Genomic DNA, 26925 nt, shown 5'->3' with positions numbered 1-26925 from the left:
GGCCGTATCATTGAGGAAAGCCACGATGTCGTTTGAGTTAAACAAAAGACTTGCTGCCAAGCGCGAGCCACTCGCTACTTCAACAACCATCGACCCGGTGACCGCCAGCATTATTCGCGGCGCTTTGGAGACTGTTTGTTTTGAGGCGGCCACGCATTTGGGGCGAGCTGCGTCATCGCCAATTATCAACCAATCTAATGAACGTAATGCCAGTGTTATTGATGCCCATGGACGTTTGGCGTCGGGCTCAATTGGCACGCCGCACTTAACCTTTGTATCGCAGCTCGCCGTGCGTTACGGCTTAGAAAAGTTTGATGAATACGACTGGGGTCCCGGTGATGTGTTCGTGGGTAATGACCCCGATTTTGGCGGTGGCCATTTGCCAGATTATAACGTTTACGCGCCGGTGTTTGACGATAATGGTGAGCTTATTTTGGTGCAGGCTTTGCAGGCGCATCAAGGCGATACCGGCGGTAAAGATCCCGGTGGTTTTACTCTTGAGGCGACCGATATTTTTACCGAAGGGCTGGCTATTCCCTGTGTGAAGCTGGTTCATCGCGGTGAAAAACGCCGGGATATTATTAAATTAATCGAGCGCAATAATCGCTTCTCTTCCTTTGCCGGTGATTTGGCCGCCATGATTAGTGGGGTGCAATTATCAGTACGCCTACTGGAGGAAGTGATTCGTAAGTGGGGCGCCGACGTGGTGAAGGCGGCGGTCAATTACAATATCGACCACACTGAAAAATGCTTCCGCGATGAAGTGGCAAAGTGGCCTGACGGCAAATACGAAGCGGATGTATTTATCGATCATGACACCCAGGGCACCAAGGATGTCAAAGTTCACGTTGCCTGCATCATTGAAGGAAACCAGCTAACGGTAGATTTGACTGGCACTGATGATCGCCAAGAGCTGGTTGGGGTGTGGAATACCTTTGCCAATAGCCGCAGCTATATCATGACCCAGCTCGCTGCTGCGGTAGACCCCAGTATCGTCAAAAATGAAGGTATGTTTCACGCCGTGGAGATGGTCATTCCCGAAGGCACAATTGCCCACCCGCCTATTAATAAGCCTGCGGCGCTGGGTTCATTTCACCCCGCCTGTGAAATTACTGAAGCAGTGTGTCTTGCGCTATCAGCGGTGGTGCCTGAGCGGTCTGCGCCCCAGGTTTACAAAATCGGTATGCCTAACGCAGTAATCGGTTTTGACCAATACGGCATGTGGATGGATCAGGGCGTAGATGCCCGCTCAATGGACGTGTCAGCGGTGCAAGGTATCGATGGCTGGGGTTCCTGCCCGGCAGCGCTAGGTAATTTATTGCTGTCTGAGGCCGAAGACGCTGAAAGTCGTTTCCCCATTATTAATATCAGCCGTGAAATGACTATGGACGCCGGTGGCGCTGGTCAGTGGCGGGGGCAACCGGGCAGCTTGAATGTTAAAAAAGTTTTGGAGCCCACCATGGCAATGGCCTGGATGGTATCGGCAGATCACCCCATGCGCGGGGTCTGTGGTGGCGATGACGCCAGTGCTTATTCAAATCATTTTGAAGTGGGCACGCCCAATGAATACAAAATCGACCTTACCGTGAAAGCCCAATTGCCTGCAGGCGCCGTCATTGCCTATCAGCACGGCGGAGGCGCAGGATTTGGCTCTGCACTATTGCGTGATCCAGAAGCGGTTAAAGAAGATGCACTCGACGAATACATAAGTATTGCTGGGGCGCGGGAGCGTTATGGTGTGGTGTTGACGGGCTCATTAGATGAATACGATATTGAAGTGGATGTTGCGGCGACCGAAGCATTGCGACAAGAAATGAAAGCTGCCCGCGCAGCACAGGGAGCAAATTAATGACTTATCGAGTAGGTATTGATATCGGTGGCACATTCACGGACTTTGCGCTTCTCAAGGGGGCGGAAGTAATACTTCATAAAAACTTAAGTACGCCAGAAGACCGTTCAATCGGGGTAATGAATGGCTTGCAAAAATTGGCGGAAAAAGAAAGTTTGACGCTGGCGAATTTTTTTGCGCAGTGCGACGCTATTGTTCACGGCACCACCATTGCGGATAACACTTTAATTGAAATGAACGGAGCGGTAACCGGTTTAATAACAACCGAGGGATTCCGCGATGAGGTGGAGTATCGCCGTGGCTTTAAAGAAGATATTTGGGACGTTAGGCTGGCGCCGCCTAAGCAAATTACTCCTAGGCGTCGCCGTTTAACGGTACCTGAGCGGATTCTGTTTGATGGCTCGGTATACAAAGAGCTCGACGAAGATGCGGTCCGTGCCTGTTGTCGCCGTTTGAAAAAACAAAATGTCGAGTCAGTTGCGATTTCGCTGTTGTTTTCCTTTGTGAACCCAGCGCACGAGAAACGCGTTGCGGCCATCGTAGCTGAAGAAATGCCCGGCGTGTATATATCGGTTTCTCATGAGGTGCTGCCACGTGCGCCGGAATACGACCGTACGAGCACGACGGTCGTGAACGCCTACGTCGCACCGCGGGTGACTTCCTACCTAGAGAAGTTAGTGTCACGTCTGCAGGAAGGCGGCTACAGCAAACAGCTGATGGTGATGCAGGCCAGTGGCGGCGTAATGACAAAGGAATACATCAACGGTTCACCCATTCGCGTGTTGGCCTCTGGGCCGGCTGGTGGGGTGATGGGCTCAGCCCATGTTGGCGCTGCCAAGGGCTACCCGAACCTCTTGTGTGTGGATATGGGCGGTACCTCCTACGATATGTCAATGGTGTTAAATGGCGCTGCGCCGGCAGTTGCCGGTTGGAATATGCATCACCGCAATTTGGTGGGCGTGCCAATGGTTCAAGTCGAAACGCTCGGTGCTGGCGGTGGCTCAATTTGCCATGTTCATAAGGGCGAGTTACATGTCGGTCCGTCGTCAGCAGGATCAGAGCCGGGGCCAATTTGCTATGGTCGCGGAGGCACTCAGCCCACGGTAACCGATGCGCTGCTCATGCTGGGCATGTTATCTGCGGAAGCGGAATTTGCAGGCGGCAGCTTCTCACTAAATAAAGCCGGTGTAGAGGAGGCCTTCCACGCGATCGGCGAGCAAATGGGCTATAGCGCTGAAGACGCCGCTTTTGACTGCTGGCGCATGGTTAACGCCAATATGATTCAAGCGGTAAGGCGCACCACAGCCGGCAAGGGTATCGACCCCCAGGACATGGTAATGCTTGCCTACGGTGGTAACGGCCCCGCTTTTGCGGCGGTACACGCGGATGCATTAGGTATTAGCAAAGTGTTGGTGCCTAAGGCTTCGCCAACCTTCTCTGCACTTGGTACTCTCGTCGCTAAGCCGGGTATAGATGAAGAGCGCTCCTTTATCTGCTCCACTGAAAATCCCGATTTAGCCAAACTCCGAGAGTTGTGGCAGGACTTGGCCATACGCGCAGAAAAGTATTTTGCACAGGCGAATTTTGCGCAGGCTGACATCACTGCCAGCTACCAAATTAATATGCGTTATCGCGGCCAAAACTGGGCGCTGACCTTTGATATGAATACCAGTCAGGGTGAGTGGGACTTCTCCTTTGTTGACGATAGCTTTGGCGCCAAGGCGATAGCCGCCTTCAATGCGCGTCACATGGCGGAATACGGTCACATCCGCGAAGAAGAATTGCCAGAGATTATTGGGGTGCGTTTGGCGACGTCAGTGGATACGCCATCACCGCAAATAGCCAAGGGGTTTACTGCGTCGGCTACTGCTGCGACGCCAGTGAAAACGCGACGGGCCAATTTGGGTCAAGGTTATAGCGATACCCCAGTGTATCGCGGTGCAGATTTAAAGCCTGGCCATGAAATTAGCGGCCCCGCGATTGTCGAAGAGACTTTTACGACGATTGTGGTCTATCCCGATTGGTGCGCTTATGTCGACGATGCCGGGGATTATGAGTTGCGCCGGGTATAGCTGACGAGCGGTGGCGCCTTCAGTCTAGGGGCGCTGGTTTGACCTCAGCTTGTGTCTCTTCTGTTTCCGGGTGGGCAGCAACACCAAAATCGCGGCGGTAGAGTTTGGGGGTCATACCGGTCCAGCGCTTAAAGGCGCGGCCAAAGCTCGATTGCTCGGAATAGCCAAGATTTGCAGCGACGTCGTCTAAGCTAAATTGTTCTTGCTTGAGATAGGCTTTGGCGAGGTCGATGCGCTGATGTTCTAAAATATCGGAGAACATTAAATCAGCATCGCCCAGCTTTGCTTGTAGGGTGCGGACTGACATTCCCAATTTTTGGGCGCAGCGTTCTATTGAACAATTACCTGTGGGCAGCGAGCCCCGCACATAATCCTGCACCCTTTCGGTGAGGCTGGTGCGCGAGGCCATTTTAACTCGCTCTAAATAGCCGCCCAGTAGTTTGAATAGCAGGCGGCTGGCGCTGCTTACTGGGTGGTCAAGCATTGCCATCGGAAAAGCGATGGCATTTTCGGTGTGGGTGGGGTGGAAGCGGCAACCAATGCGGCGCTCCAGTTCCATAATATCTTTGTGGCGTGCGTCAACGGCGAGGTTTACATAGCTCGGGTGAAAGCCAGTCCCGCCAAGCTGTTTCAAAAGCTTTAGATTCAGCATGACCGCTTGATAATTGGCTTGGGTATTCATGCCAAGGTCGGTGCGCACATACCAGCGCAATTCCGCCACGTCGTCACCCTCGATCAGTTCCATTATTGCCGTGGGCGAGTGGGTACAGGGCAGATAGGCAATAAAGCTATTTATTGCTTCGCGGAAACTTGGTGCAGCACGGCACAGCGCGGTGACACAGCCAAAAACGTCAGGTTCTTGGAGTTGGGCGAGATCAATACCAAACAGCGGGCTGTGCAAAGACGTACTGCAATACTCCAGCAAATCGACGAGCGATTGGCAGTTGATATATTGATCGGGATCGCGGAGTAGGCGGGGATCTATATGAAAGCGTTCGAGTAAGGCGCGGGGGTCACCGCCAAGACTGCGAACAAGGCCGGAGAAGGCGTTGAGATTGGCACTGCGCATCTGGCTTTCGGTGGGCATCGCCTCCAACGGGCCGTCTAGGCTATAAAAATAATTGTCTTCCACTGCGCCCCGCTCCTTATTTTGCGCGTGACTAATCGTTTTTTCGTGCAATAGTCTCGGCGAATTTGCACCAACAGTACATCTTATCACGCGATATGTCAGGAATTAAGTTGTAGCCTATGGAAAAATCGATGGGCTATACAAAGGCTGATTTTAAAATAAACCTCATGAGAGGGATGTCAGTTAAGGTTCAAGTCAGTTCCGCGCTAGCCTTAAGTAGGCTGGCTCACTAACGTAACAATTCAAAAAAAATCAGTTAGCCGGGGTAGAGATGATCAATATTAACGATCTGAAAGAAGAAGCTAAAAAATATATTCGCTATGAAAAAAATCCCGAGACTAAAATCGCTTATCTGACTTTTAATCGGCCGGATAATCTTAACGCGACTACCGTAGGGATGCGGCAGTTGTACGCAGATTTAATTTTTCAGGCCAATGTCGACGACGATGTAAAAGTGCTTGTTATTCGCGGTGAGGGCGACAGCTTCGGCAGTGGTGGCGACTTGGGTGAGCAGGCTGATATGTTTTCTGATTCCGACGAAGACATGTCCCTGCTACATGAGTTTGGCATTACCGACCCATCGGTAAAATACCCGCCCAAGGGTTCATACCGTTTTCTTCACAGCATGACCGATCACTACGCCAAAGCGGCTGCTGGTAATCGCCCGCTGCAAGAGTTTAAAAAAATCAGCATTATCGAAGCCAAGGGCTACTGCTACGGCTGGCATTTTTATCAGGCGGCAGATGCCGATTTGTTGGTGTGTTCAGACGATACCCTGTTTGGTCATCCCGCCTTTCGCTATGCAGGCTGGGGCCCGCGGCTGTGGACGTGGATCGAAACCATGGGGCTGCGCAAATTCCAAGAGATGCTATTCACCGGCAGACCGTTTACCGCGAAAGAGATGCAGGACTGCAATTTTATTAATAGCGTTGTACCTCGCGACCAACTTGAGGCAGAAGTATCAAAGTATGCCAAGGCGTGTGCCCGCACCCGTCCTACCGATGTTATTCAAGTGCAAAAAACCTATATCGAACTGTATAAGCAATACCGTGGTGAATACCTTGGTAGTCTGCTCACGGGTTTTGTCGAAGGCATGTTGCCGATGATGAAAAGTGATCGCAAAGGTGAGGCTGAGGTTGGCGATGACACCTTTGAGAAGGGCTTGAACAACGTCGTTAAAGATATTGATATGGACTATCCGCCGGAGTGGCGCTTAGGTCGCTCTAACCGCAAAAAGCCGTAAGCGAGGCTTTCGCGTATCAGTAATACTCTGCCCAGCTCGGTGCTAACACGAGTTGGTGCAGGAAATAATCGCCAATAAAAGTCGAGAGTTGTATGTCTGCCTTACGTGGAATCAGAGTGCTAGAGCTGTCTGAAAGTGTCTGCGGTGAATACTGCGGCAAGCTGCTTGCTGATTTTGGTGCTGAAATCATCAAAATTGAAAAGCCAGGGTGTGGCAGTCCAACGCGTCGATTCGGGCCATTTGCGGGTAATGAAGCGGGCGATGAACGCAGTGGCTTATTCGCTTACCTCAATACTAATAAACAGTCGCTGGCATTGGATTGTACTGCTAGCGAAAATCGTGCGACCTTGTCGGCGCTATTTGCGCGAGTAGACGTTGTTGTCGATGATCATTCTCTCAGTTTTCTGCAAGGCTTGGGTTTAGATCCGGACACGTTAGCGAATGATTATCCCGGTTTAGTTCTATGCTCAATCAGCCCCTACGGTTTAAATCCGCCGGATGAGCGTCGCCACGCCGAGGATATTAATGTCTTCCACAGTAGCGGTTGGGGCTACCACACCCCCAGCAACGCCCCCGTGGATCAGCCGCCATTAAGTGGCGCCGGACGCTTTATGCCCAGCTACGAGGCGGGGGTGGAGGCGGCGATGTGTGTCGCGGCGGCGCTCTACGACAAGCAAGACTCGGGTCTTGGTCAGTTTATTGAAATCGCGATGCAGGAGGTCTTGGCCTCCCGCGTTGACTATGTGCTTGGGCAAATGATTGCTGGCGATATGGACGTGAGTACAGAGCGTAGTGCTTTTGATCTGTTTGGCCCCGCAGGTATTTTTGCCTGCCAAGATGGCTATGCCTATATTTGGATGTCAGCGCCTGCGCACTGGGACGGCCTTCGGCAATTGCTTGGTGATCCGGCGTGGATGGCTAGTTTTCCGGAGCGCTGGTTGGAGCGCGAATGCACGCCGGAGCGCGTTGCCCAGTGTCGCCTGCATATCGGTGAGTGGCTGAAAACCCAGAATAAACATGAAGTGGCCGAGGCCGCGCAAAAGCTGGGTTTGATTTTGGTGGCGGTGAACAATGCTGGGGATCTTATGGCGTCGCCGCAATATCAATTCCGTAAGTTCTTTGCGGAGTTAGACCACCCCGTGCTGGGTAAAGTGAGCTATCCCACAGTGCCCTATAAGCTAAGTGCAACACCCGCGGCCTTAACCTCACCAGCGCCCCTGTTGGGTCGTCATTCGGCGGAACAGTTGGCGGCTTGGCTGAGTGAGCAGGCGAATACGACGGAGGCGACGAAATGACTAGTGTTAAGCGCGGCGGTCCGCTGCAAGGTGTTCGTGTTATCGAATTAACCAAGGTCTGGGCGGGGCCTTATATCGGTAAATTACTGGCATTTCTGGGTGCTGAAGTTATTCGCATTGAGAGTGATGGCTCCCTCGATGTCACCCGTACTTTCGGTGTGGATGACATCAACAAGGCGCCGGGTTTTATGGCCGTGAACCCGCAAAAGCTCAGCATGCAGATTGATGTTAAAACCGAAGCTGGTGTCGGGCTGTTAATGGATTTGCTCAAAGAGTCGGATATCTTAATCGAGAATTTACGGCCCGGTGCCGCTAAGCGGCTAGGTTTTGGCTATGAGCAAGTAAAGGCGGTGAAGCCGGATATTATCTGCGTTTCAATGGGAATGCATGGCACAGAGGGTCCTCTGAGCTACCAAACTGGTTATGCACCTTGTTTTGCCGCTTTAGGTGGTTTGAGTTCGCTGGTGGGCTACGAAGGTGGTCCACCAGCGGGCATGAATGTGCGCTATGCAGATTCCACCTTTGGCGCAGTGGCCGCGTATGCGGCGGTTATAGCCTTAAATCACCGGCGCCGCACCGGCGAAGGCCAGTTTGTTGATGTGTCTGCCGTAGAAAGCATGAGTAGCATGATTGGCGACGCGATTATGGATTATTCGCTTAATGGCACCGTGCGCGAATGTGACAACAATAAGCATCCGGAAATGGCGCCCCACGGCGTATATCCTTGTCGCGACGGCGAGTGGCTCAGCCTCGCTGTCAGTGAGGCCAATTGGCCGGTGCTGCTTGAGAAAATGGATCGCCAAGCATGGCGCGATGATTCACGGTTTGCCAATTTGGCGGCGCGCAAAGCCAATGAGCAAGCGTTGAATACCCTGATTGCAGAGTGGACTTTGAGTCGTGATGCCCAAGCTGTGAGTGAGCTATTGCAAGCCGCAGGCATCGCCGCGACCAAAAGTGCCAGCTCGGTAGACTTGATTTCAGATCAGCATTTGTGGGCGCGTGGCTTTTACCACGACGTCACTAGCGGCGACGGTGAGTCGCGGCCAATACTGGGGCCGGGCTGGCATATGTCCAGAGGGGCAGACATTAACGCCGCTGCGCCGCGCCTCGGGGAGCACAATGCCTATGTGCTGGGTGAAATCCTTGGCTTATCGGCAGAAGAGCAAGAAAAACTAGGGAGTTCGGGGGTGGTACGCTGAGGGCCGCTCGTGGAGTGCGCGAAATGTACATGGATTAACATAAAGTGGCGAGATAGTGGGGCCTTGGCGGGATATTGTTGATCATCACTGTTGAGTGTTGCTAGACTGCTTTGCGGTTTATAGTGCGGTCCCCAGTGTGAGCGCAATCCGGCTCCTGGCTGGAGAGCAGAAAGTTACTATAATTAAGGGGAATAACAAGTGACTGAAACTCTCTTTGCATTCGATGAACGTAACTATCACGAATGCCAAACCGCGTTTCGCGGTGACAATAATCAGGAATACTACCTCGGCGATTACACCATCGAGGCGGGATCGATCATTGACGTTCGCGCTGAAAAAAAGGCGGTGGGCGCTTGCTCTATTATTCTTTTGCGCTCCAAGTCGAAACTTAGTTTTCGGCGCTCTATAAATCATATTCGCGAAGACGCCACAGATGTCACTGTGCTTTGGTTTGTAAAGCGCGGTAGTCTCTGCGTGACTCATCAGAGCGGTAATAGTATTGCTCGCGCCGGCGACTTTGCCATTACTAAATCCATGTCGCCCTTCACCATCGAATGTAAAACCGACGATGAAGGTGTGCATGAGGTAATGCATGTCATCATACCGACTCATATATTTAGGCGTTTTATTCCAAGTGAAATCAACGCCGGTTTTACCGTGGCGGCGGAAGGGCGCGAGTTCTTAATCGCCGAGCGTATACTCACCGATGTCTTTGAAGATGCCGACGAGCTTGCCGAGCATATAGAGCAGCTCCTAGTCGACAGCGCCCTGTCGGTATTAACCGATGCGATAAAAGATTGTGATAACTGTACTCAGGAACGCCAATCACTGTCTGAACGCCGCTTACAAGATGTGTTGCGCTATATTGAAATTCATCTTTCCGATCCAAAGCTCAATGCGGCAATGGTCGCCGAAGCCAGTGGTATTTCACCGCGCTATTTGTCCCATTTACTGCGTCAACATGGCACGTCCTTTTCAACCATGGTTTGGGACTGGCGCTTAAAAACTGCGCATCAGTGGTTATCGACGACCAAAGCCAGCGATATTTCTATCGCTGAAATCGCTTTTCGGGTTGGCTTCAAAAGCCCAGCGCATTTTAGCCGCTTGTTTAAACGGGTATACAAACAGGGGCCCCGGGAATACCGCACCAGTCGCGCCGATGAGATAGCAAGTCCGCCAGCGCCAAAATTGCAGCCACCAAAATTTATAAGCAGCGGCCCGAGTTCGCTGCAGTAATTTTTACACACCAATAAAATCGTATTGCGAGGCAAGAAATGAGTTCCAGTGAATCAGAAGTAAAAACGGGCTGCCCAGTGGCACACAAAGTTGTGCTTTCAGAGGCCTCGCTGACCGATCCGATCATTCAAGCCTACCCGCAGGATTTTTATCAAACGCTGCGTAGCGAAGAACCTGTTCATTTTGATGAGAAGCTCGGTATGTGGCTGGTGTCGCGTTACGAAGATATTGTGACGCTGCTTCGCGATCCAGACACCTATTCAGATAAGCATGGCTATGAGGCGCAGTACGCTAGCGGTCACTTTGACGAGTTTAAAGAAATCATTGAGCGCGACGGCGGCGGATTTTTTGCTGACGCAATTAAAAGTGACCCGCCGTACCACACTCGTATCAGAAAACTTTTAGAGCAGGCATTCACTGCCCACCGCGTTAAAACATTAGAGCCAGGTATTACCAAAATTGTATCTGACCTCGCTGATAAGTTTGCAGAAAAGGCGGCAAATGGCAATGTCGTTGATGGCGTGAAAGAGTTTGCTATCCCTCTCACGATCGCAGTGATTTGCGAACAAATGGGTATAGATCAATACAACGGCGAAAAGATATCGCGTTGGTCGGTGGCGATTACCGCCCAGATTGGTCGTATGCAGAATCGCGAGTCAATGATCGAGAACGCCAAGGAAATTTGCGATCTGCAAAACTTCATCATTGCGCAGATGAAAGACCGTGAAGAAAACCCCCGCGAAGATATGATATCTGACTTGGTTCACGCGGTGACTGACGATGGTGAAAAGCTCACTTTTGCTGAAGCGGTATCACTTGTTCGTGCCTTAATTATTGCTGGCAACGACACCACGGCAACAGCGATTGGTAACTTGCTGTTTATCCTTGCCACCAAGCCGGAGATCGCGCAAGAGCTTTACGATAATGTCGATGACAGCCGCTACATGAATCGCTTTGTCGAGGAGCTGTTGCGCTACGCACCGCCGGTCCGGGGTTTGGCGAAAATGACCACCTGTGAGACTGAACTGGGTGGCCAGAAACTTCCCAAAGGCGCGCATATGTTGGTTTTATATGCGTCAGGTAATGCTGATGAAACTCGCTTTGAGTGTCCTCAGCAGTTTGACACCAGTCGCGGTAATATCGGTTCGCATGTTGCTTTTGGTGTGGGCATCCACCGCTGTATTGGCGCTTCGTTAGCGCGCATGGAAATTAATGTCGCTGCGAAGGAACTGATCAAACGGGTTAAAAATATCAAACTCGCTGTTCCTGCATCTGAACTTAAATACCAGCCGACCGTGGCGACGCACACAATAGAAAGTTTGCCGATGTTATTAGAGCGCAGAGGCTAGAGCTTAGCTCGTGAAAACAGGCAGATGCCTAGGAATTGGTGGAGAGTGAGATGAGTCAAGAGTTAGCGGGCAAAGTTGCCATTATCACCGGTGGCGGCAGTGGTATTGGTGAAGCAACAGCTGAGCTGTTTGTAGCGCAGGGCGCTAAAGTCGTTATCGCGGATATTAATGAAGAAACTGGACAGGCACTTGCAAAGCGGCTTGGTGACAATGCTCGATTTCAGCGTACCGACACGGCAAGCAAAGAAGATGTGGAAAGTCTTGTTGAATATACGATAGCGACCTTTAATGGTCTCGATATCATGTTTAATAACGCCGGGATTTCTGGTGCGCAATATCCGCGTTTTCTAGATGATGACATGGCGGATTTCGATAAAGTTATTGGCGTTAATTTGCGCGGTGTCATGATGGGAACCCACTGCGCGGGCCGTTATATGTCGAAAAACGGCGGCGGTGTTATTTTAAATAACGCCTCTATTGCCGGTATTCTGCCGGGCCAGGCATTAATGAGTTATCGCGTTTCCAAAGCCGCCGTGATTCATTTCACCAAGTGCTCGGCAATCGACTTTGCGGAGTATGGCATTCGCGTTTGTGCAATGGCGCCGGGCCATATTAGAACACCATTAACGGCGTTCACCATTCCAGGTATGAGCAGTGAGCAGATGGTTAAAATCCGCGAAGCATTGGCACCGGTGTGGGATTCGAATCAGCCGTTGAAGCGTCACGGTCGGCCAATTGACGTTGCGCAAACGGCCTTGTTCTTATGCAGTGATAAGGCGGCGCAGATTACCGGTGCGGTAATGCCAATTGATGGCGGCATTACCGCCGGCGACCCGGTCAATCACTTACAAGAGTTGTTTGATGTAAGAGCCGCTGCAATTGCGTCGTTTGAGTAAAATTAAAGACGTGTTTTTAACGCGACAAAAATAAAAGGGCGCAATCGCGCGAGTAAGTTTGTGTTAGCTGTGATCGGAGATATCGCAATGAATAATAAGAGAAAACACAAGATAACCGCCACTGGCGGTTTATTGGTTTCGGCATTACTGGTAGGCCCAGTTCATGCGGCAGCGGCCAGTGACGAGAGCGGACAATCTGCCAGAGCGGAAATAGAAGAAGTAATGGTGACGGCGCGTCGCCGCGATGAAAGCTTGGCGAATGTACCCATCGCGGTATCCGCGATAGGCGGCGAGCAGCTTAATGAGCGCCAAGTGCGCACTGATTCCGACTTGCAACTGGCCGTACCGGGTCTGACTATTCGGCAGACCCAAGGCAATAACTCCCTAACCTATTCCATACGCGGTCAGTCGGCAGACACTTTTAGCGGTTCGCCGTCTGCTGTTATTGCCTATATGAATGAAGTGCCACTGACCATTGGCAGTGCCTCGTCATTTTACGATTTAGCATCAGTGCAGGCTTTAAAAGGACCACAGGGAACCTTGTTTGGTCGCAACGCCACAGGCGGCGCGGTGCTTTACACCAGTGCTAAGCCGAGTATTGAGTCAGAGGCAATGCTCAAGGCGCGGCTGGGCAATTTTAATCTGCGCGAATTGGAAGGCATGGTCAATATCCCCCTCGTTGGTGATACCGTTTTGCTGCGAATTGCCGCCAATGCCTTAGAGCGCGATGGCTACATTGATAATTTATATAACGGTGACGAATTAGGCGAGCTAGACCGCCAAAGTGGCCGTGTGTCTTTGAGCTTTGCCCCGAATGATCGCTATCAAAATACCACGGTTGCGCAGTATTCCCGTATTGGCGGCACCAATACCGGTGCGTCCTATACCTATAGCGTCTACTCCTGTGGTGATACCAATAATGGCGTACCGCTTAATTGTGGGGCAGGCTTATTATTTGGTCCCGGTTTAGATTCAATTTCCTATGCCGGCGCGTGGAATGACTATTTGGCAGCGCATCCTAAAGCCTACGCGCCGGGTTTAATTGCCTATGTCGACGAGCAGCGTCGCATGGGGCCATATAAAACTCGTCATGCTGGCGACGCCAATCACGATGGCCGCGACTGGCTAATCAGCAATACCACGACCTTTGAAATCAGCGACACCTTGAGTTTGAAAAATATTCTCGGCGCATCGCACTCCTCTACTGATTCGGAACAGCCGCAATCAGGTGCGCCATTTGTCACCATTCTCACCGCCAATGCCGCGGCGGGGCAATCGGGTAATGAGTTAGTGGTCGACTCTTTTTCTGAAGAGTTTCAGCTACAGGGTACGGCCTTCAACGAACGGCTTGATTATATCGTCGGTGTTTATCTTCAGCGTATGACCAGCGATACCCTGTGGCCCCAGACGTATTTTGATGTGGCGCCGGTAATTCAGCCAGCCTACGTGACGAATGCCTTTAGTATTAGCAATGAGACTGATGCGCTTTACGCGCAGGGTAGCTATGACCTTGCTGGCTTGACGGGCGTGGAATCACTGACCCTAACAGCAGGTTTGCGTTATACCTGGGAGCGAGTAGAGATAGAGCAACTCGATGAGGCAACCTACACAGCGACGTTGCCAAATCAAAAATCCCATTTTCACGACCCCAGCTGGGAACTTGGCTTGGAGTATCAAGCCAGCGATAGCACGCTGGCTTACTTGAAAACCCGTGGCAGTTTCCGCAGCGGTGGTTTTAATGGCGCGGCACCGCCAGTGAATGCCAACGCTACCGGCGGCGGCAACGAGTTTGAGTCTGAACATGTAAAAGATATTGAACTCGGTTTTAAATTCCGTGGTTCCGTGGCTGATATGCCGGCAATGCTAAATATCGCACTATACCAGCAGTGGGTAGACGATGTGCAGCGCGTAGAATTTCCGGACCCAGATGGCCCAGGCGGCTTGGCCTCAATTGCGGTTACCGCAAACGTGCCAGAAGAGGTGGTTAAAGGCGTGGAAGTCGAAGCCTCTATTTTACCGGTCTCATGGCTAGAACTTGGCCTGTCGGGTGCGTTTACGGACGCGGAATTTACCGACGGTAAAATAAATTTATTCGGCACGCCCTACAGCTATGGCCCAGTGGGTGATACTCCAGAAAGTTCGGGTGTTGCTTACGTGCAAATCAATGTGCCGACCAGCGATACCATTGGTCAAATTAGCATTCGCAGTGAAGTGTACGCCCAGAGTGCTCAGTATTTTTCTAATGCCGCAGACTCGGTGGCACCGGGCACCAAATTGCCAAGCTATGAGCTAGTGAACGCCAGGTTAAGTTGGGAGGCCATAATGGGCAGCCCATTTAATGCTGCGCTGTTTGGTAAAAACTTGGCCGACGAAGAGTACTTTGCCGGTGGTATGACCTTGGCCGCAGCGCTGGGGCATAACGCCGCCGCCGTTGGTGAACCGCGTACTTTTGGAATGGAAGTGAGCTATCAGTTTTAATTGATCGTTTCACATTCAACTTGTGAGTACTCGAACGTTTGTTGTGTGTCTGGCGCTAAGACCAGGCATTGAAGTGAGTGTATGGAGATAAAAGGCGTAATGAGTGCGATCAAGATAACCTTCGTAGAATTGGATGGCGAAGAAAAAGTAATAGAAAACGCGAAACCTGGGACAACGTTAATGGAATTAGCGAAGGCCCATGGCGTAGACGGCATCTTAGCTGATTGTGGTGGCGGCTGTGCCTGTGCAACCTGTCATGTATACGTAGACGCCGAGTGGCAGGATGTACTCGGTGCACCAGACGAAATAGAAGAAATGACCTTAGACATGGTGGCCGAAATTACCAAGCCCAATAGCCGCCTGAGTTGCCAAGTGATCGTCAGCGACAAAATGAATGGTCTAAAGGTGTCTGTGGCACCCTGTGATTTTTAAATAAAAACCTAAACTAGCCGGTGCTGAACTGGGAGAAGCAAAATGAGTGGAACTGAGAGCTATGACCTGATTGTTGTCGGCTCGGGATCAGCAGGGGCCATGGCGGCACTGCGTGCTGCGGAGTTGGGCCTGTCGGTGCTGATTGTTGAAAAAGCCCATAAATACGGCGGCACCTCGGCAACCTCGGGCGGCGTTTTGTGGATTCCCAATAATCAGTTAGATCCAAGCAGCGACGATAGCCGTGAGAAATCACTGGAGTACATCGACAGTCTGCTCAAAGGCCCAGTGCAGCGTGACCGCCTAGAAGCCTATGTCGATCAAGCGGCGGATATGACCCAGTTCATGAAAAAGATCGGCATTCCCGTAGCGCTAGCAATGTGGCCCGACTACTTTACTGAGGCACCGAGCGCCCGCAATGATCGCTCGGTGGTATGCGATACCTTTGACGGGCGTGAGCTTGGCGAGCACTTCATCACTATGCGCGAGCAGTACACGCGATTTAAATTATTAAACCGCTACTCAATGGACCTCCCTGAATTTTTCTCAATATCCACTCGCGGGCCGGGCTATATAAAAGCCTTTATGAAAATATTGTGGCGGTACTGGACCGATATCAGTACCCGCAAAATTGGGCGCCGCGATCGCCGCTTTACTAATGGGGGTGCCCTTATGGGTCATCTCTATAAGCAGATTTTTGCGCGTGGTGTAGAAGTGCGTTTAGACACCAAATTAGAAGAACTGTTACTCACCGATGGCGAAGTTAGTGGCGTAAAAGTTTCTCACTTTGGCCGCAACTATGAAATTCACGCTAAGCACGGTGTTGTCTTGGGCGCAGGCGGTTTTGAGTGGAATCAGGAATTACGTGACCGCTTCTTTGCGGTGCCTGGCCTCACCCGTCACAGCAGTACACCAGAAGACGCTAACCGTGGCGAAACCTTAATTGCCGGGATGAAGATCGGTGCGGCTACTGAGCACACAGAAAGCGGCTGGTGGATACCTACCATGCATATGCCCATGCCCAAGGTCTCTAATTTTGAAGAAATTCACCAAGCTGCCTTCGATGTTGGTCGTCCCCACAGCGTGTGTGTAAACCGCAAAGGCCTTCGTTTTGTTGACGAAGCCTGCAGTTACGACGAATTTGGCGAGGCAATGGTAAAAGATCAATTAGCGACAGGTGATAACTCACCATGCTGGCTAGTGTTCGATGCCACCTTCCGCAGCAAGTTTACCGCTGGTGGTTTTATGCCCACAGCCATTATGCCTGACTGGATGATTTCGGCAGATTGCTGGGATCACTATATATTTAAGGCTGACACCCTCGCCGGCCTGGCAGATAAAATTCACATTCCCTACGACACCCTCAGCACCACCGTCGCCAATATGAATAACTACGCTAAATCCGGTGTCGATCCCGAGTTTGGTCGCGGTAGTAATGCCTATGACCAGATGTTCGGTGACCCATCAGTCACGCCCAACCCCTGTCTTGGTGAAATTGGCAAAGCGCCGTTTTATGCAGTGCCAATTAATCTTGGTGACCTTGGTACTAAAGGCGGCTTAAAGGCCGATGCTAAAGGTCGCGTAGTTGATGCGGCGGATAAGCCCATTCCAAAACTGTACGCGGCGGGTAATAACTCTGGCAGTCCTTTCGGAAATCTCTACCCTGGTGCGGGTGCTACCATTGGCCCAGCAATGACTTTTGGTTATATTGCAGCCAACGATGTTGCTGAGCGCGCTGCCAAAGCGGCGGATGCAAAACCAAAAGAGAGTGTTACCTGATATGCCAGAGAGCGATAAGGCCGGTTTGCCGGCCTATGAAACCCTATTACTCAGCCGTGCTGGACGGCGGCTGACCATCAGTTTTAACCGCCCCGACTTTATGAATGCGGTTAACCTAAAGATGCATGAAGAGCTGGCGCAAGTGTTTAGCTTTGCCAATGCCGACAAACAATCAGATGTAATCGTGCTTACCGGGGAAGGTCGCGCTTTTTCGGCGGGTGGCGATCTCGACCACATCACCAATAGCGCTAATAATCCGGACTCCTTTGATGAAGAGTGCCGGCTGGCCAAGCGCATTGTATTTGCCCTGCTTGACCTTGATAAACCCCTAATTTGTCGCCTCAATGGTCACGCAGTTGGCCTTGGTGCCACACTCGCCCTGTTCTGTGATGTTATCTTTGCCAGCGAAAAAGCCAAAATAGGCGACCCTCATGTCTCAATCGGTTTAGTTGCCGGTGACGGCGGCGCGGTTATTTGGCCCCAGCTCATTGGCCTGAACCGCGCCAAGGAGTATCTGCTGGCGGGCGACTTACTCACTGCACCCCAAGCGGCGAGCATTGGCTTGATTAACCACAGCCTGCCCTTAGATGAACTTGATGTGGCGGTAGATGCCTACTGCAATAAACTGCTGGCAGGTGCAACCAAAGCGATTTCTTGGACCAAGGTATTGCTGAATCAAGAACTGAAACGCACTGCGCAATCGCTAATGGATGCGGGCCTCGCCTATGAAGCCTTGGCTGTGCGCTCTGCTGATCATCGCGAGGCAATCACTGCGCTGAAGGAAAAGCGCAAGCCCGTGTTTGGGGGGAAGTGAGTAGAAAAGATTAACTTTAGGGTGGCTATCTTGCTACCCGACAGTTTAATGGCGGACTGAGTCCTACAGAAAATACGCACCCCTCCAATCCGTTTGCCTCATCAAGTCACTAAACCTCAGTTATTACGCAGCCCCAATAGCGCATTAAACTCGCTTCGGAAATGGCGTAATGCCTCAGCGGGGATCTTCATCCCCTGATGTTAAATTTCTCGCAGTTTTCGGTGGTGTAATGATCCATGTTGTAATGTTGTCAAATACGCCAAGCGCTAAGGCTTTTTGACACTGATGTTTTGTTTGCACCACGTGTACTTAGGATTACTGAAATGGATTTTCAAACAATACCCATTATGCGTATCTTTGACGAAGAAAAAGCCAAGGATTTCTATCTTGGCTACCTGGGTATGCAGCTCGATTGGGCGCATCGCTTCGCAGCCGAATTACCGAATTACCGATTTACATGCAGGCGACAAAAGATAATTTTGTCCTGCACTTGAGTGAGCACTCCGGCGACTGTACGCCGGGAAGTAAGGTTTTCGTGAATGTCAGTGACATCCAAAAACTTTATGATGAGCTGACTGCCAAGAATTACAGCTACTGTCGACCAAATCTGGAGACTGCGCCATGGGGTGGCCGATGTTTTACCGTGACAGATCCCTTCTCAAATAAGATACTGTTCAATGAATCTCAGCCGAAATAACACAATAAGAAGGAAAGCATAATGAGTGCAAACACAGACCTAATCTCCCAGTTCATCGGTAGTTTTCAGGACAAAGACGTCGACAAAATTCTTGAGTATTTTACCGAAGACGCCGTGTATACTAATATCCCAATGGATCCGCCAAACCGTGGTAAAGCTGAGATTCGCGTCATACTTGAGATGTTTATGGGCATGGCTGAAGCCATGGAATTTGTCGTGCATCATCAATCCGAGACGGCGGACGGAGTGGTAATGAATGAGCGATCAGATCGTTTTTTTGTGAATGGCCAGTGGATCACTTTGCCGGTAATGGGCGTGTTTGAAATAGATAACGGCAAAATTAAAGCATGGCGAGATTACTTTGATCTAAACCAATTCACCAGTCAGATGGCTAGCTGAATAATATCGGTGGGCGTGTTCGCAACACCAAGTAAGCTACAAGGAATCCGCGAATGAGAACAACAACAAAAAGCAGCTTGATCCTCGTGCTGTGTTCGCTGAGTGCCTGCGCCAGCGTAATGGGCCCAAGTCAGGAAGAAATTGACCGGGAACGGGCTTTCCAGGAACAAGTCAGGGCCGAGAACACCGATCGTCTGGTTGAGCTATTCGTCGACAGTGTCTGGAGCAAGTCCGGCAGGGAGCTCTTCGAACACCGAAAGTTCCACGAGTCATTTTCGGCGTTCTCCGACAAGAACTTCTTGTATGCAAACGGGGAGCGTCGGTGTCAGCCCGATCGGTATCCCGAGGGGTATAACAGTTCCAAAAGGGACCAGTATGGGGAAGCGCCACCACACTTGTATGTAAAGAAAACGGGGGGGGAGCCAACCGTCATTCAAGGCGAGTTTGGATTCAGGGGCGTGGGTTGCACGCCTGGATTCCTCGGTCCCTACAATGCGAAAACAGAATTTTCTGTCGAGGATGCAGATACGTTCAGGGAAAGAATGATTGCGGCGGGCGTGCCGCTGCTGTATTGCGTTGAAAATCCCCAGGACCGGCTTCAGTGGGTCGGAGAAACACTTGAGTTCTCTGATGATGACAGGCTGAAAACCTTAACGTGTTTGTTGCCTGACCATCCCAAGAACGAATGGGGGAACTGGGTGCGAATCAAGGTTGGGAACAACGTGCTGGGACTGTTCGACTTCCATTTGTATTTGCACAGAAGCCAACTTGAAAGACCCATCGGCGATGAAATCGACCGGATGCTTTCTGATCAAAAAACTCTGAAGGACCTCCAGCTCAGACATACCATGGTGAGCGCGGCGACAATCAAGGACGCAGAGGACGTGAGGACGAGACACAACAGAGAGAACGCCGAAGTTCAAGCGTATCTTCGTGCGTATCAACGTCGAGTGGATGCCGCCGGCAGGGAGATGCTTGGCGAGGCGGTGATGTCTTCGCTGGCCGAGTCCAATGCTGATCATGCGAAGTTTGACAGCATCCAGAGCCAGACCATGAAGGATATCCGTAGCTACCAGGCCGCCCGTGCAACAACGGGCGAGCGAGCAAGCTCCGGATACAAACCGCGCGACAGGACGAAAGCCAACGCCGCTGGATCCGGGTCTGGAGCTGCGTCCGGTCCAAAAAGCGGGACTACGAACGGTGCAGGTGCAGAGGGAGGGAAGCTCTCCAACTACGAGGCCGAGAAGCAAAACTGCCTGAATGCCGGGAAGAAGTGGGACAAGGGCTGCGACTACAGCACCACGGTAGAGATTCAGGGATGGAAGGACGGCAATCGCGCCGTCGTCCAGCCAACCGGGCAAGGAACAAGGTCAACGACTGGCGGCGCCACCGGCAGCAGAACCAATACCACCGATCCCACCGGTAGCACCGCTACAGGCAGCCCACAAGGCACGGGTGGCGGTTCTACCGGAACCAGTTATGTCACCAACAAAACAGCCGAGGCACTCTGCCGCAAGACCAAGTCGGGCAACTTTGCCTGTGACGGGCCGATGCACAGGGACCTGTCTTCATGGTCCACGATTGAGCAGGCATTGAAGTCGGTGGACTGTGTAGGTGGCCGACGCATTCAGGGCACGGACTGGTATGACTGCGGAAGACTGCTGAAAACCCATGACCGGGATGTTCGTGATCTGGTGACGCGGTACGAATAAAGGGGGCAGAGCCCTTTTTTGCTCTGTTTGCGCCCGAGGGAATCGGACGCTCAAAGCTGGTGGTAAACCTTGAGCGGTGCGTGGGAGTTGCCGCGACGGGCCGGAATCTTAATACCATCCATAAAATACAAGAAATGCTGGCAGAATAAAGCTATTCCCATTTGGGAGCTGCGGCAGGGCGTCGTCATTCGCTACAGTGATAAACGTATAAATTGCTTTTGGTCGAGTGCCGGCCAATAAAAATAAATTAGTAAAATAGGACGGAAGCAATGCAACAGCAATCAAACAGTAAAACGCCGAAACGCTACCGAGTAGTGCAGTGGGCAACGGGCAATGTCGGCTCTAGGTCGCTGCGCCGCGCGATTGAACACCCCGATTTGGAGTTGGTTGGTGTCTTAGTTCACAATCCAGAAAAGCTTGGCCGTGACGCTGGCGAGCTTGTTGGCATCGCGCCAGTGGGTGTTGCTGCGATTAGCAGTATTGACGAGGTTGTCGCCCTTAAACCTGACTGCGTCTTGTATATGCCCCATGTTTGTAACTTCGATGAGATCTGCCAGATCCTCGCCTCCGGCGCAAATATTGTAACAACCCGCATGGAACTACAGAATCCGGCGGCGCTGGATGCCGCGACTTGCGCACGGGTAGAGGCGGCATGCCAACAGGGCAATAGTTCGATACATGCAACCGGTTCCAGTCCGGGTTTTATTACGGAAGCGCTGCCGATTGTGCTGGCATCAATACAGCGTCGCTTAGACACACTCACCATTAACGAGTTCGCCGATTGCTCCTCGCGCAATTCACCAGAAATGCTATTTCAGATGATGGGCTTTGGTCGGCCCGCCGGCCCCGCACATCCCGCCCAGCTTGAGCATACTAAAAATAGTTTTGGGCCATCACTGCAGATGGTGGCGACCGCACTGGGTTTGCCAATGGATGATTTTGACGTAGTTGGCGAGGTGGGCTTGGCCCGCAATGATGTGCATATTGCCGCGGGCGTCGTGCCAGCCGGTACCGTCGCGGCCATGAAAACAACCCTAACCGGCATGCGTAATGGCAAACCGCTAATGAGCTTTACCTCCACTTGGTTTGTGTCAACGGACGTGGAAACCAGCGACGGCAAAGAGTGGAAGTTTGTCTCACCCTCGGGCTGGCACGTGGTGTTGCAGGGTGACTGCCCGCTGGACGTGTTGATTACCTTCCCCGTAGAGGCTGAAGATTACGCCGACATGACCCCGGGTTTAACCGCACATCGTCCCATTAACGCAGTGCCTTATGTTTGCGAAGCGCCTGCGGGCATTCGCACTACGGCAGACCTACCGCAGATCATTGCTAGACTCGGTTGAATTGTTTTCACTCAAACTAATCGTCGATGACCTTATTGGTCGTCGACCTAGGTCATCAAGAGCATAGTTTGTCAGTAGCGGCAGATAGTGCCTTTCTTGTCACGATTTCGGTCCTGTTTAAATCTGAATGCCCGAGAAGCGCTGGGGGTGTGGTACGACCATATCTAGACTCGAGTCGGTGCGTCACAAAATTATGCGTGAAACGCGGCGATTTGAAGAGTTTAAGAGCGCCCCGAGGATCTTGACCAATTCGGGGTGAGAGTAGTCAGCAATGCCAGGCGTTTTCCTCTTGCCTTACTCCCATTGGCATAAATCAATAGTTTACATCGTATAATATACGTCGTAATATCTATTGATGCCAAGAAAGCCACTGACCGACATTGATATTGAAAATTTCCGCAAGTCCTACTGCGAGCAGGCCTATGCGCTCTATCAGCAAGAGGACTACGATGCGGTGACGATACGCGGAATCGCTAAGGCTATGGGCTGTAGCCCGATGATGGCTTACCGATATTTCGAAAACAAAGAAGCCGTCTTTGCCCTCCTGCGCGCGACCTTGTTCCACCGTCTAGCCGATGCGCTGGAAGCTGTTCCGCTCACCTTGCCGCCGCTGGAGTACCTTACTGCATTGGTCGTGGCCTATGCTGGGTTTGCGCACGACGAACCCCATGCCTACCGCTTGCTCTACATGATTCATGTCCACCAGGCGCAGGACTACCCAGAGACAGAACTCGCCCAGAAACGCACACGCAAAATTCTATTCGATGCGACCCGCAAGGCCATCGACGTTGGCGATCTTCAGGGTGACGCGACATTGATCGCTCATTCCATCTGGGCTTGCGTGCACGGACTGGTATCTTTGGAACTTGCAAACCAACTCACTCAGGGCGCTGGGTTCGATCAGTTATTTCCAGTGATGCTGGAAAACATTTTGAAAAGACACAATCCGAGAAATTTAGCATGAATCAATTTGCAGGAAAGACCGCAGTTATCAGTGGTGGAGCCGAAGGTATTGGCTTTGCTATCGCAACAGCCTTGGGTGAAGAAGGAATGAATATCGTTCTGGCCGACATTGACCCCAACAGTCTTGCAAAAGCGACGGAAGTGCTAGAGCGCTCAGGTGTCGCGGTGTTAGCCGTCGCACTGGATGTCGCCTCTGAGGCCCAATGGCAGCTGGTGGCTGAACAGGCTTTGGCTCGATTCGGCAAAGTTCATATGCTCGTGAACAATGCAGGCATCGGCGGCGAGCCAGGGCCCCTTGAAAAGCAAAACGCCAAAGCGTGGCAATGGACTCTTGATGTGAACCTTATGGGGGTCGTTTACGGCGCCAAGACGATGGTGCCGCTAATCAAAGAACACGGTGAAGGCGGCTGGATTGTCAACGTTGCCTCCATGGCCGGTATGGGCGGTGTTCCATACAACAGCGCTTACAGCGCTACGAAAACGGCAGTAGTCGCTCTATCAGAAGGCTGGGCTGGCGAGCTTGAAAAGGAAGATATAGCTGTATCAGTATTATGCCCTGCGTTTGTTCAAACCCGAATTTACGAATCGCACCGAAATCGTCAGGACATTTATCGTTCGGAAAGTGCGAGCCACGGCGGAGTGAGCCAAGTGGCAATCAATATGATCAAAGCAGTGGAAAATGGCATTGATCCTGCGATTGTAGGCAAGCGAGTGGTAGAGGCCCTTAACGCTGGCGAGCTCTACATTTTTACCCATCCAAATTATCGCCGCGTACTTCAACATCGCGCTAAAAAAATCGACGAGGCATTTGAGCGGGCGGCACAAAGTCCCTTGTTACAAGATATCGTCAATCAAAAAATCGACATGCTTTGAAAGACTCACTATGACAAAAGAAGGAGACCTCAATGCCTGAGATTACATTGCTTGGTTGGATACACACCATAATCGCAATCGTTGCCCTACTGGCTGGTTTTTACACACTGGCGATTCACAAAGTGATAACGCCCGAACACAAAACAGGCCAATTGTATCTGGTTTGTACATTAATCGCGGCGGTAACGGCGCTGATGATATACAAGCATGGCGGCTTCGGCGCTGCACATTTTCTTGCTGTGCTGACTTTGCTGGCGTTGATCGCTGGTTATTTCGTTACGAAAATTACGGCGCTCTCCCCGATAGCAGATTACTTTCAAGCTTTCTGCTTCTCGGGGACTTTGCTGTTTCATATGATTCCGGCCATCACCGATGGACTGCTACGCCTTCCGGTATCAGATCCAATACTGACGAGCCATGAAGCCCCTTTACTTAAACAATTCTATTTAAGTTTTCTTGTGATTTTTTTCGTGGGCTACATATGTCAGTTTTTCTGGCTTAAAAATCGCAAACAATCAAACGCAGTCTAAATCAGTATTCATCATTAAGGATATTTAGAACTATGAAAAAAAAATCGTGAATTAGACATCGTCGTATACGGCGCAACCGGATATACCGGAAAACTGGTTGCTGAATATCTGCACGCACAATATGGCGTCGGTGGTGAAGTGTCCTGGGCAATGGCCGGCCGCAGCCAGGAAAAGCTAGAAGCTGTGCGCAAGGACCTGGGCATACCTGATAGCCTACCTTTGCTTGTGGCTGACGCGAGTGACCCAATGTCAGTTACCGCCATGGTAGAGCGCACTTCAGTTGTGCTCACCACGGTTGGGCCTTATCAGCTTTACGGTTCTGATCTGGTTGCTGCCTGTGTTAAAGCGGGCACAGACTACGTCGATCTATGCGGCGAGCCCAACTGGATGAACGAAATGATTGAGGCACACAACGAAGCGGCTCAGAAGAGCGGTGCGAGAATCGTTTTTTCCTGCGGCTTCGACTCAATTCCTTTCGATCTGGGCGTGCTCTTTTTGCAAGAAAGGGCACAGGCGCAATTTGGGAAGGTACTTCCCAGAGTCAGAGGCAGAGTCCGCAGCATGAAGGGCGTGTGGTCAGGCGGTACCTTAGCTAGCTTCAAAGCAACCATGGCCGCAGCCGCAGCAAACCCCGAGCTCGTAGCCGTTCTCACAAACCCCTTCGCCCTTACCCCTGGTTTTACTGGCGCAGAGCAGCCTACCGGGATGAAGCCCATGTACGACGAGGTACTGAAAAGCTGGGTTGCGCCCTTCATGATGGCGACCATCAACACCAAGAATATTCACCGCTCCAACTTCCTGCAAGATCACGGCTACGGTGAAGATTTCGTCTACGACGAAATGTTGCTAACAGGCCCCGGTGAGGAAGGTGAAGCGATCGCGAAAGCTGTGGCCGCCGATACATCAATGGCCACCGACCAAACACAACCAGGCGAGGGCCCGACAAAAGAGCAGCGGGAAACTGGCCACTACGACATATTGTTTGTTGGCGAGGCAGCGGGTGGCGAAACATTGCGTGCAGCCGTCAAAGGCGACATGGATCCCGGCTACGGTTCAACCTCTAAAATGATCGCGGAAGCTGCCGTATGCCTTGTTAAAAACCCAACCTTGGGTGGAGGTGGCGTCACGACACCTGCTGCGGCCTTGGGCAGTCATCTTATTGAGCGATTGCAGCGTAATGCAGGGCTCACTTTTCAACTAGAGGCGAATTGATCGCGAGTCGAACCTGATAGCCAGATAGGACGGGTGTTCAATACTAACTTATACGCAGTCGCTCTTGTTCTACTGGCTATATTTCAGAATTTTGTTTAGGTCATGTATTTCCGGGCGAAGTGCCTAGGAGCTAAGCGCGTCATTCAGCTATGCTTTACGTAGGAGAGTATAGTCGCGCCAGTCGAACTCGAACCAGCGGCCCAATAATTAACAGTTATCAGCCCCAACAATCGGTTCCGAATCGGCGTGTGAGTCGGTCAGTACGCCCAAGGCCAACAGGGAGCAAATTTTTTGAAATTGACTAGCATTGAGCAGGTGCAGAAGCGGGTTGGCAGATTGCCGGCGCCTCGTGACCTTAAAGTTATCGATCATATCGACGAACATGCTAGGCGCTGGCTGTCATATACCTGCTTCGGATTTTTAGGGTTTGGTAGGGCGGGACATATTACGATGTCACCTGTGGGCGGTGAAGAAAACGTCATTACTGTTTTCGACACTAAGCATTTGCACATACCTTTACGTGCCTTAGACGCTGGAAGTATTGTTGAGATAGGCGCATCTTTTGGCGCTTTATTTATCGTCAGCGGTATGGACGAAACACTGCGCGTTAATGGCACGGTCTCTGATATATCAGACGGGCGGCTAAGCTTAAAAGTTGATGAGTGTTATCTGCATTGTGCCAAGGCGTTCCGCCGCGCGAATTTTTGGTTGCCCTGCTCGCCTGACCAATCTAACGACGACCTATCGAAATATGTAAAGCAATCGACATTTTTAGCATTGGCGACCATTAATAGTAACGGAGAAGCGGATATCAGTCCTAAGGGCGATCCGGAAAACTTCCTAATCCAAGAGCACGAAGGCTTTATTTTTTTAGCGGATCGACCCGGTAATCGGCGAATTGATAGTTTTCGCAATATTATTGAGCAGCCAGAAGTGGCCATTATAGCCATGGTGCCCGGCGCTAAGAGCATACTCACGTTACAAGGCACTGCCGAGCTTTGTATTGATGAAGATCTACTGCAACGATTCAGCGTCCAAGGTAAGGAGCCAATGATCGTTACAAAAATCAAACCTAACGCTATGCAAATAAAGTCGAGCATGGCACTTGCTAAATCTCCATTGTGGCCGCCAAAGCAAACGCCTAAGGATTTGATTCCTTCAGAAATATTTAAGTCCCATATAAAACAAAGTAAAGAGAGTTCCATACAAGCAAAAATTGCTCGGGCCGCGGTATCGTTGCCCGGTGCAATGGCGAAAGGTTTGGACGCGGACTATAAAAACAACATGTATTGAGGTGCTAGTGTCGCGCAGTCCGAATGCCGCCTATTAACTTGGCCTTGGGCCGATAAAACAAGCTACGCACTAAATTTACCAAATTAATCTTGGCTACAAAGCGCTGCAATCTCCTGCATTTGCTCGCCACTCAAT

23 protein-coding genes are annotated in these 26925 nt (G+C 51.3%); 22 read left to right on the top strand and 1 reads right to left on the bottom strand.

Features of this window, described 5'->3' with window-relative positions; all coding sequences use genetic code 11:
• Positions 1 to 25: 25 nt before the first annotated feature.
• Positions 26 to 1849: a hydantoinase B/oxoprolinase family protein gene (locus tag ABYT30_RS03125; protein WP_373077689.1), complete on the top strand. Its 1824-nt coding sequence runs from the start codon at positions 26 to 28 to the stop codon at positions 1847 to 1849.
• Positions 1849 to 3921 carry a hydantoinase/oxoprolinase family protein gene (locus tag ABYT30_RS03120; RefSeq protein WP_373077687.1) on the top strand — a complete coding sequence of 691 codons (2073 nt, stop codon included), beginning with the start codon at positions 1849 to 1851 and terminating at the stop codon, positions 3919 to 3921. The genes ABYT30_RS03125 and ABYT30_RS03120 overlap by 1 nt, the downstream gene beginning before the upstream one ends.
• A 19-nt stretch (positions 3922 to 3940) precedes the next feature.
• Here the strand turns inward: ABYT30_RS03120 and ABYT30_RS03115 are convergent, their stop codons facing one another.
• Positions 3941 to 5053 carry an AraC family transcriptional regulator ligand-binding domain-containing protein gene (locus tag ABYT30_RS03115; RefSeq protein ID WP_373077684.1) on the bottom strand — a complete coding sequence of 371 codons (1113 nt, stop codon included), beginning with the start codon at positions 5051 to 5053 and terminating at the stop codon, positions 3941 to 3943.
• A 268-nt stretch (positions 5054 to 5321) separates the two neighbouring features.
• Between ABYT30_RS03115 and ABYT30_RS03110 the strand changes: the two genes are divergently transcribed.
• The 20 genes from ABYT30_RS03110 (at position 5322) to ABYT30_RS03015 (ending at position 26790) form a co-directional block, all read left to right on the top strand.
• Complete coding sequence (locus ABYT30_RS03110) at positions 5322 to 6293, top strand: enoyl-CoA hydratase/isomerase family protein (RefSeq protein WP_373077682.1); 972 nt, start codon at positions 5322 to 5324, stop codon at positions 6291 to 6293.
• A 92-nt stretch (positions 6294 to 6385) separates the two neighbouring features.
• Positions 6386 to 7588 carry a CaiB/BaiF CoA transferase family protein gene (locus ABYT30_RS03105; RefSeq protein WP_373077679.1) on the top strand — a complete coding sequence of 401 codons (1203 nt, stop codon included), beginning with the start codon at positions 6386 to 6388 and terminating at the stop codon, positions 7586 to 7588.
• Complete coding sequence (locus ABYT30_RS03100; RefSeq protein ID WP_373095206.1) at positions 7585 to 8787, top strand: CaiB/BaiF CoA transferase family protein; 1203 nt, start codon at positions 7585 to 7587, stop codon at positions 8785 to 8787. Before ABYT30_RS03105 ends, ABYT30_RS03100 begins: the two co-directional genes overlap by 4 nt.
• Before the next feature lie 198 nt (positions 8788 to 8985).
• On the top strand, positions 8986 to 10023 hold the full coding sequence (locus tag ABYT30_RS03095) for a helix-turn-helix transcriptional regulator (RefSeq protein WP_373077673.1): 1038 nt from the start codon (positions 8986 to 8988) through the stop codon (positions 10021 to 10023).
• Between the two features lie 38 nt (positions 10024 to 10061).
• The gene (locus ABYT30_RS03090) at positions 10062 to 11372 is read left to right on the top strand and encodes a cytochrome P450 (RefSeq protein WP_373077671.1); all 1311 of its coding nucleotides are present in this window, start codon (positions 10062 to 10064) and stop codon (positions 11370 to 11372) included.
• 50 nt (positions 11373 to 11422) lie between these two features.
• Positions 11423 to 12268 (top strand): SDR family NAD(P)-dependent oxidoreductase, encoded by an 846-nt coding sequence (locus ABYT30_RS03085; RefSeq protein WP_373077669.1) that lies wholly within the window; start codon positions 11423 to 11425, stop codon positions 12266 to 12268.
• A gap of 87 nt (positions 12269 to 12355) precedes the next feature.
• Positions 12356 to 14746, top strand: coding sequence for a TonB-dependent receptor (locus ABYT30_RS03080; protein WP_373077666.1), 2391 nt, complete (start codon positions 12356 to 12358; stop codon positions 14744 to 14746).
• Positions 14747 to 14845: 99 nt separating this feature from the next.
• Positions 14846 to 15178, top strand: a complete 333-nt coding sequence (locus tag ABYT30_RS03075) for a 2Fe-2S iron-sulfur cluster-binding protein (protein WP_373077664.1) — start codon at positions 14846 to 14848, stop codon at positions 15176 to 15178.
• 42 nt (positions 15179 to 15220) lie between these two features.
• Entirely contained in the window at positions 15221 to 16954 is a 1734-nt protein-coding gene (locus tag ABYT30_RS03070) for an FAD-dependent oxidoreductase (RefSeq protein ID WP_373077662.1), read from the top strand.
• A gap of 1 nt (position 16955) precedes the next feature.
• A complete protein-coding gene (locus ABYT30_RS03065; protein WP_373077659.1) occupies positions 16956 to 17768 on the top strand; it encodes an enoyl-CoA hydratase/isomerase family protein in 813 nt (270 codons plus the stop codon).
• A gap of 323 nt (positions 17769 to 18091) precedes the next feature.
• Entirely contained in the window at positions 18092 to 18262 is a 171-nt protein-coding gene (locus ABYT30_RS03060) for a glyoxalase superfamily protein (protein WP_373095204.1), read from the top strand.
• The gene (locus ABYT30_RS03055) at positions 18181 to 18465 is read left to right on the top strand and encodes a glyoxalase superfamily protein (RefSeq protein WP_373095203.1); all 285 of its coding nucleotides are present in this window, start codon (positions 18181 to 18183) and stop codon (positions 18463 to 18465) included. Before ABYT30_RS03060 ends, ABYT30_RS03055 begins: the two co-directional genes overlap by 82 nt.
• Positions 18466 to 18486: 21 nt before the next feature.
• On the top strand, positions 18487 to 18864 hold the full coding sequence (locus ABYT30_RS03050; protein WP_373077653.1) for a limonene-1,2-epoxide hydrolase family protein: 378 nt from the start codon (positions 18487 to 18489) through the stop codon (positions 18862 to 18864).
• 53 nt (positions 18865 to 18917) lie between these two features.
• On the top strand, positions 18918 to 20576 hold the full coding sequence (locus ABYT30_RS03045; protein WP_373077652.1) for a hypothetical protein: 1659 nt from the start codon (positions 18918 to 18920) through the stop codon (positions 20574 to 20576).
• A 269-nt stretch (positions 20577 to 20845) separates the two neighbouring features.
• A complete protein-coding gene (locus ABYT30_RS03040; protein ID WP_373095201.1) occupies positions 20846 to 21919 on the top strand; it encodes a hypothetical protein in 1074 nt (357 codons plus the stop codon).
• Between the two features lie 355 nt (positions 21920 to 22274).
• Positions 22275 to 22883: a TetR/AcrR family transcriptional regulator gene (locus tag ABYT30_RS03035; protein ID WP_373077648.1), complete on the top strand. Its 609-nt coding sequence runs from the start codon at positions 22275 to 22277 to the stop codon at positions 22881 to 22883.
• Complete coding sequence (locus ABYT30_RS03030) at positions 22880 to 23755, top strand: SDR family NAD(P)-dependent oxidoreductase (RefSeq protein WP_373095199.1); 876 nt, start codon at positions 22880 to 22882, stop codon at positions 23753 to 23755. Before ABYT30_RS03035 ends, ABYT30_RS03030 begins: the two co-directional genes overlap by 4 nt.
• Positions 23756 to 23787: 32 nt before the next feature.
• On the top strand, positions 23788 to 24285 hold the full coding sequence (locus ABYT30_RS03025) for a hypothetical protein (RefSeq protein ID WP_373077645.1): 498 nt from the start codon (positions 23788 to 23790) through the stop codon (positions 24283 to 24285).
• A 57-nt stretch (positions 24286 to 24342) separates the two neighbouring features.
• Positions 24343 to 25497: a trans-acting enoyl reductase family protein gene (locus ABYT30_RS03020; RefSeq protein WP_373095210.1), complete on the top strand. Its 1155-nt coding sequence runs from the start codon at positions 24343 to 24345 to the stop codon at positions 25495 to 25497.
• 291 nt (positions 25498 to 25788) lie between these two features.
• The gene (locus tag ABYT30_RS03015) at positions 25789 to 26790 is read left to right on the top strand and encodes a pyridoxamine 5'-phosphate oxidase family protein (RefSeq protein ID WP_373077640.1); all 1002 of its coding nucleotides are present in this window, start codon (positions 25789 to 25791) and stop codon (positions 26788 to 26790) included.
• Positions 26791 to 26925: the final 135 nt, after the last annotated feature.

This window comes from Zhongshania sp., assembly GCF_041623545.1.
In the GTDB taxonomy this organism is placed as follows: Bacteria; Pseudomonadota; Gammaproteobacteria; order Pseudomonadales; family Spongiibacteraceae; genus Spongiibacter.
This window is presented reverse-complemented; position numbering and strand designations above follow the sequence as displayed.

Excerpts from the sequence above, each read along its gene's own strand:
- ABYT30_RS03085 (WP_373077669.1), top strand. The coding sequence starts at position 11,423 with ATGAGTCAAGAGTTAGCGGGCAAAGTTGCCATTATCACCGGTGGCGGC.
- ABYT30_RS03120 (WP_373077687.1), top strand. The coding sequence starts at position 1,849 with ATGACTTATCGAGTAGGTATTGATATCGGTGGCACATTCACGGACTTT.
- ABYT30_RS03105 (WP_373077679.1), top strand. The coding sequence starts at position 6,386 with ATGTCTGCCTTACGTGGAATCAGAGTGCTAGAGCTGTCTGAAAGTGTC.
- ABYT30_RS03090 (WP_373077671.1), top strand. The coding sequence starts at position 10,062 with ATGAGTTCCAGTGAATCAGAAGTAAAAACGGGCTGCCCAGTGGCACAC.
- ABYT30_RS03045 (WP_373077652.1), top strand. The coding sequence starts at position 18,918 with ATGAGAACAACAACAAAAAGCAGCTTGATCCTCGTGCTGTGTTCGCTG.
- ABYT30_RS03040 (WP_373095201.1), top strand. The coding sequence starts at position 20,846 with ATGCAACAGCAATCAAACAGTAAAACGCCGAAACGCTACCGAGTAGTG.
- ABYT30_RS03070 (WP_373077662.1), top strand. The coding sequence starts at position 15,221 with ATGAGTGGAACTGAGAGCTATGACCTGATTGTTGTCGGCTCGGGATCA.
- ABYT30_RS03050 (WP_373077653.1), top strand. The coding sequence starts at position 18,487 with ATGAGTGCAAACACAGACCTAATCTCCCAGTTCATCGGTAGTTTTCAG.
- ABYT30_RS03125 (WP_373077689.1), top strand. The coding sequence starts at position 26 with ATGTCGTTTGAGTTAAACAAAAGACTTGCTGCCAAGCGCGAGCCACTC.
- ABYT30_RS03100 (WP_373095206.1), top strand. The coding sequence starts at position 7,585 with ATGACTAGTGTTAAGCGCGGCGGTCCGCTGCAAGGTGTTCGTGTTATC.
- ABYT30_RS03080 (WP_373077666.1), top strand. The coding sequence starts at position 12,356 with ATGAATAATAAGAGAAAACACAAGATAACCGCCACTGGCGGTTTATTG.
- ABYT30_RS03035 (WP_373077648.1), top strand. The coding sequence starts at position 22,275 with ATGCCAAGAAAGCCACTGACCGACATTGATATTGAAAATTTCCGCAAG.
- ABYT30_RS03060 (WP_373095204.1), top strand. The coding sequence starts at position 18,092 with ATGGATTTTCAAACAATACCCATTATGCGTATCTTTGACGAAGAAAAA.
- ABYT30_RS03065 (WP_373077659.1), top strand. The coding sequence starts at position 16,956 with ATGCCAGAGAGCGATAAGGCCGGTTTGCCGGCCTATGAAACCCTATTA.
- ABYT30_RS03075 (WP_373077664.1), top strand. The coding sequence starts at position 14,846 with ATGAGTGCGATCAAGATAACCTTCGTAGAATTGGATGGCGAAGAAAAA.
- ABYT30_RS03030 (WP_373095199.1), top strand. The coding sequence starts at position 22,880 with ATGAATCAATTTGCAGGAAAGACCGCAGTTATCAGTGGTGGAGCCGAA.
- ABYT30_RS03025 (WP_373077645.1), top strand. The coding sequence starts at position 23,788 with ATGCCTGAGATTACATTGCTTGGTTGGATACACACCATAATCGCAATC.
- ABYT30_RS03110 (WP_373077682.1), top strand. The coding sequence starts at position 5,322 with ATGATCAATATTAACGATCTGAAAGAAGAAGCTAAAAAATATATTCGC.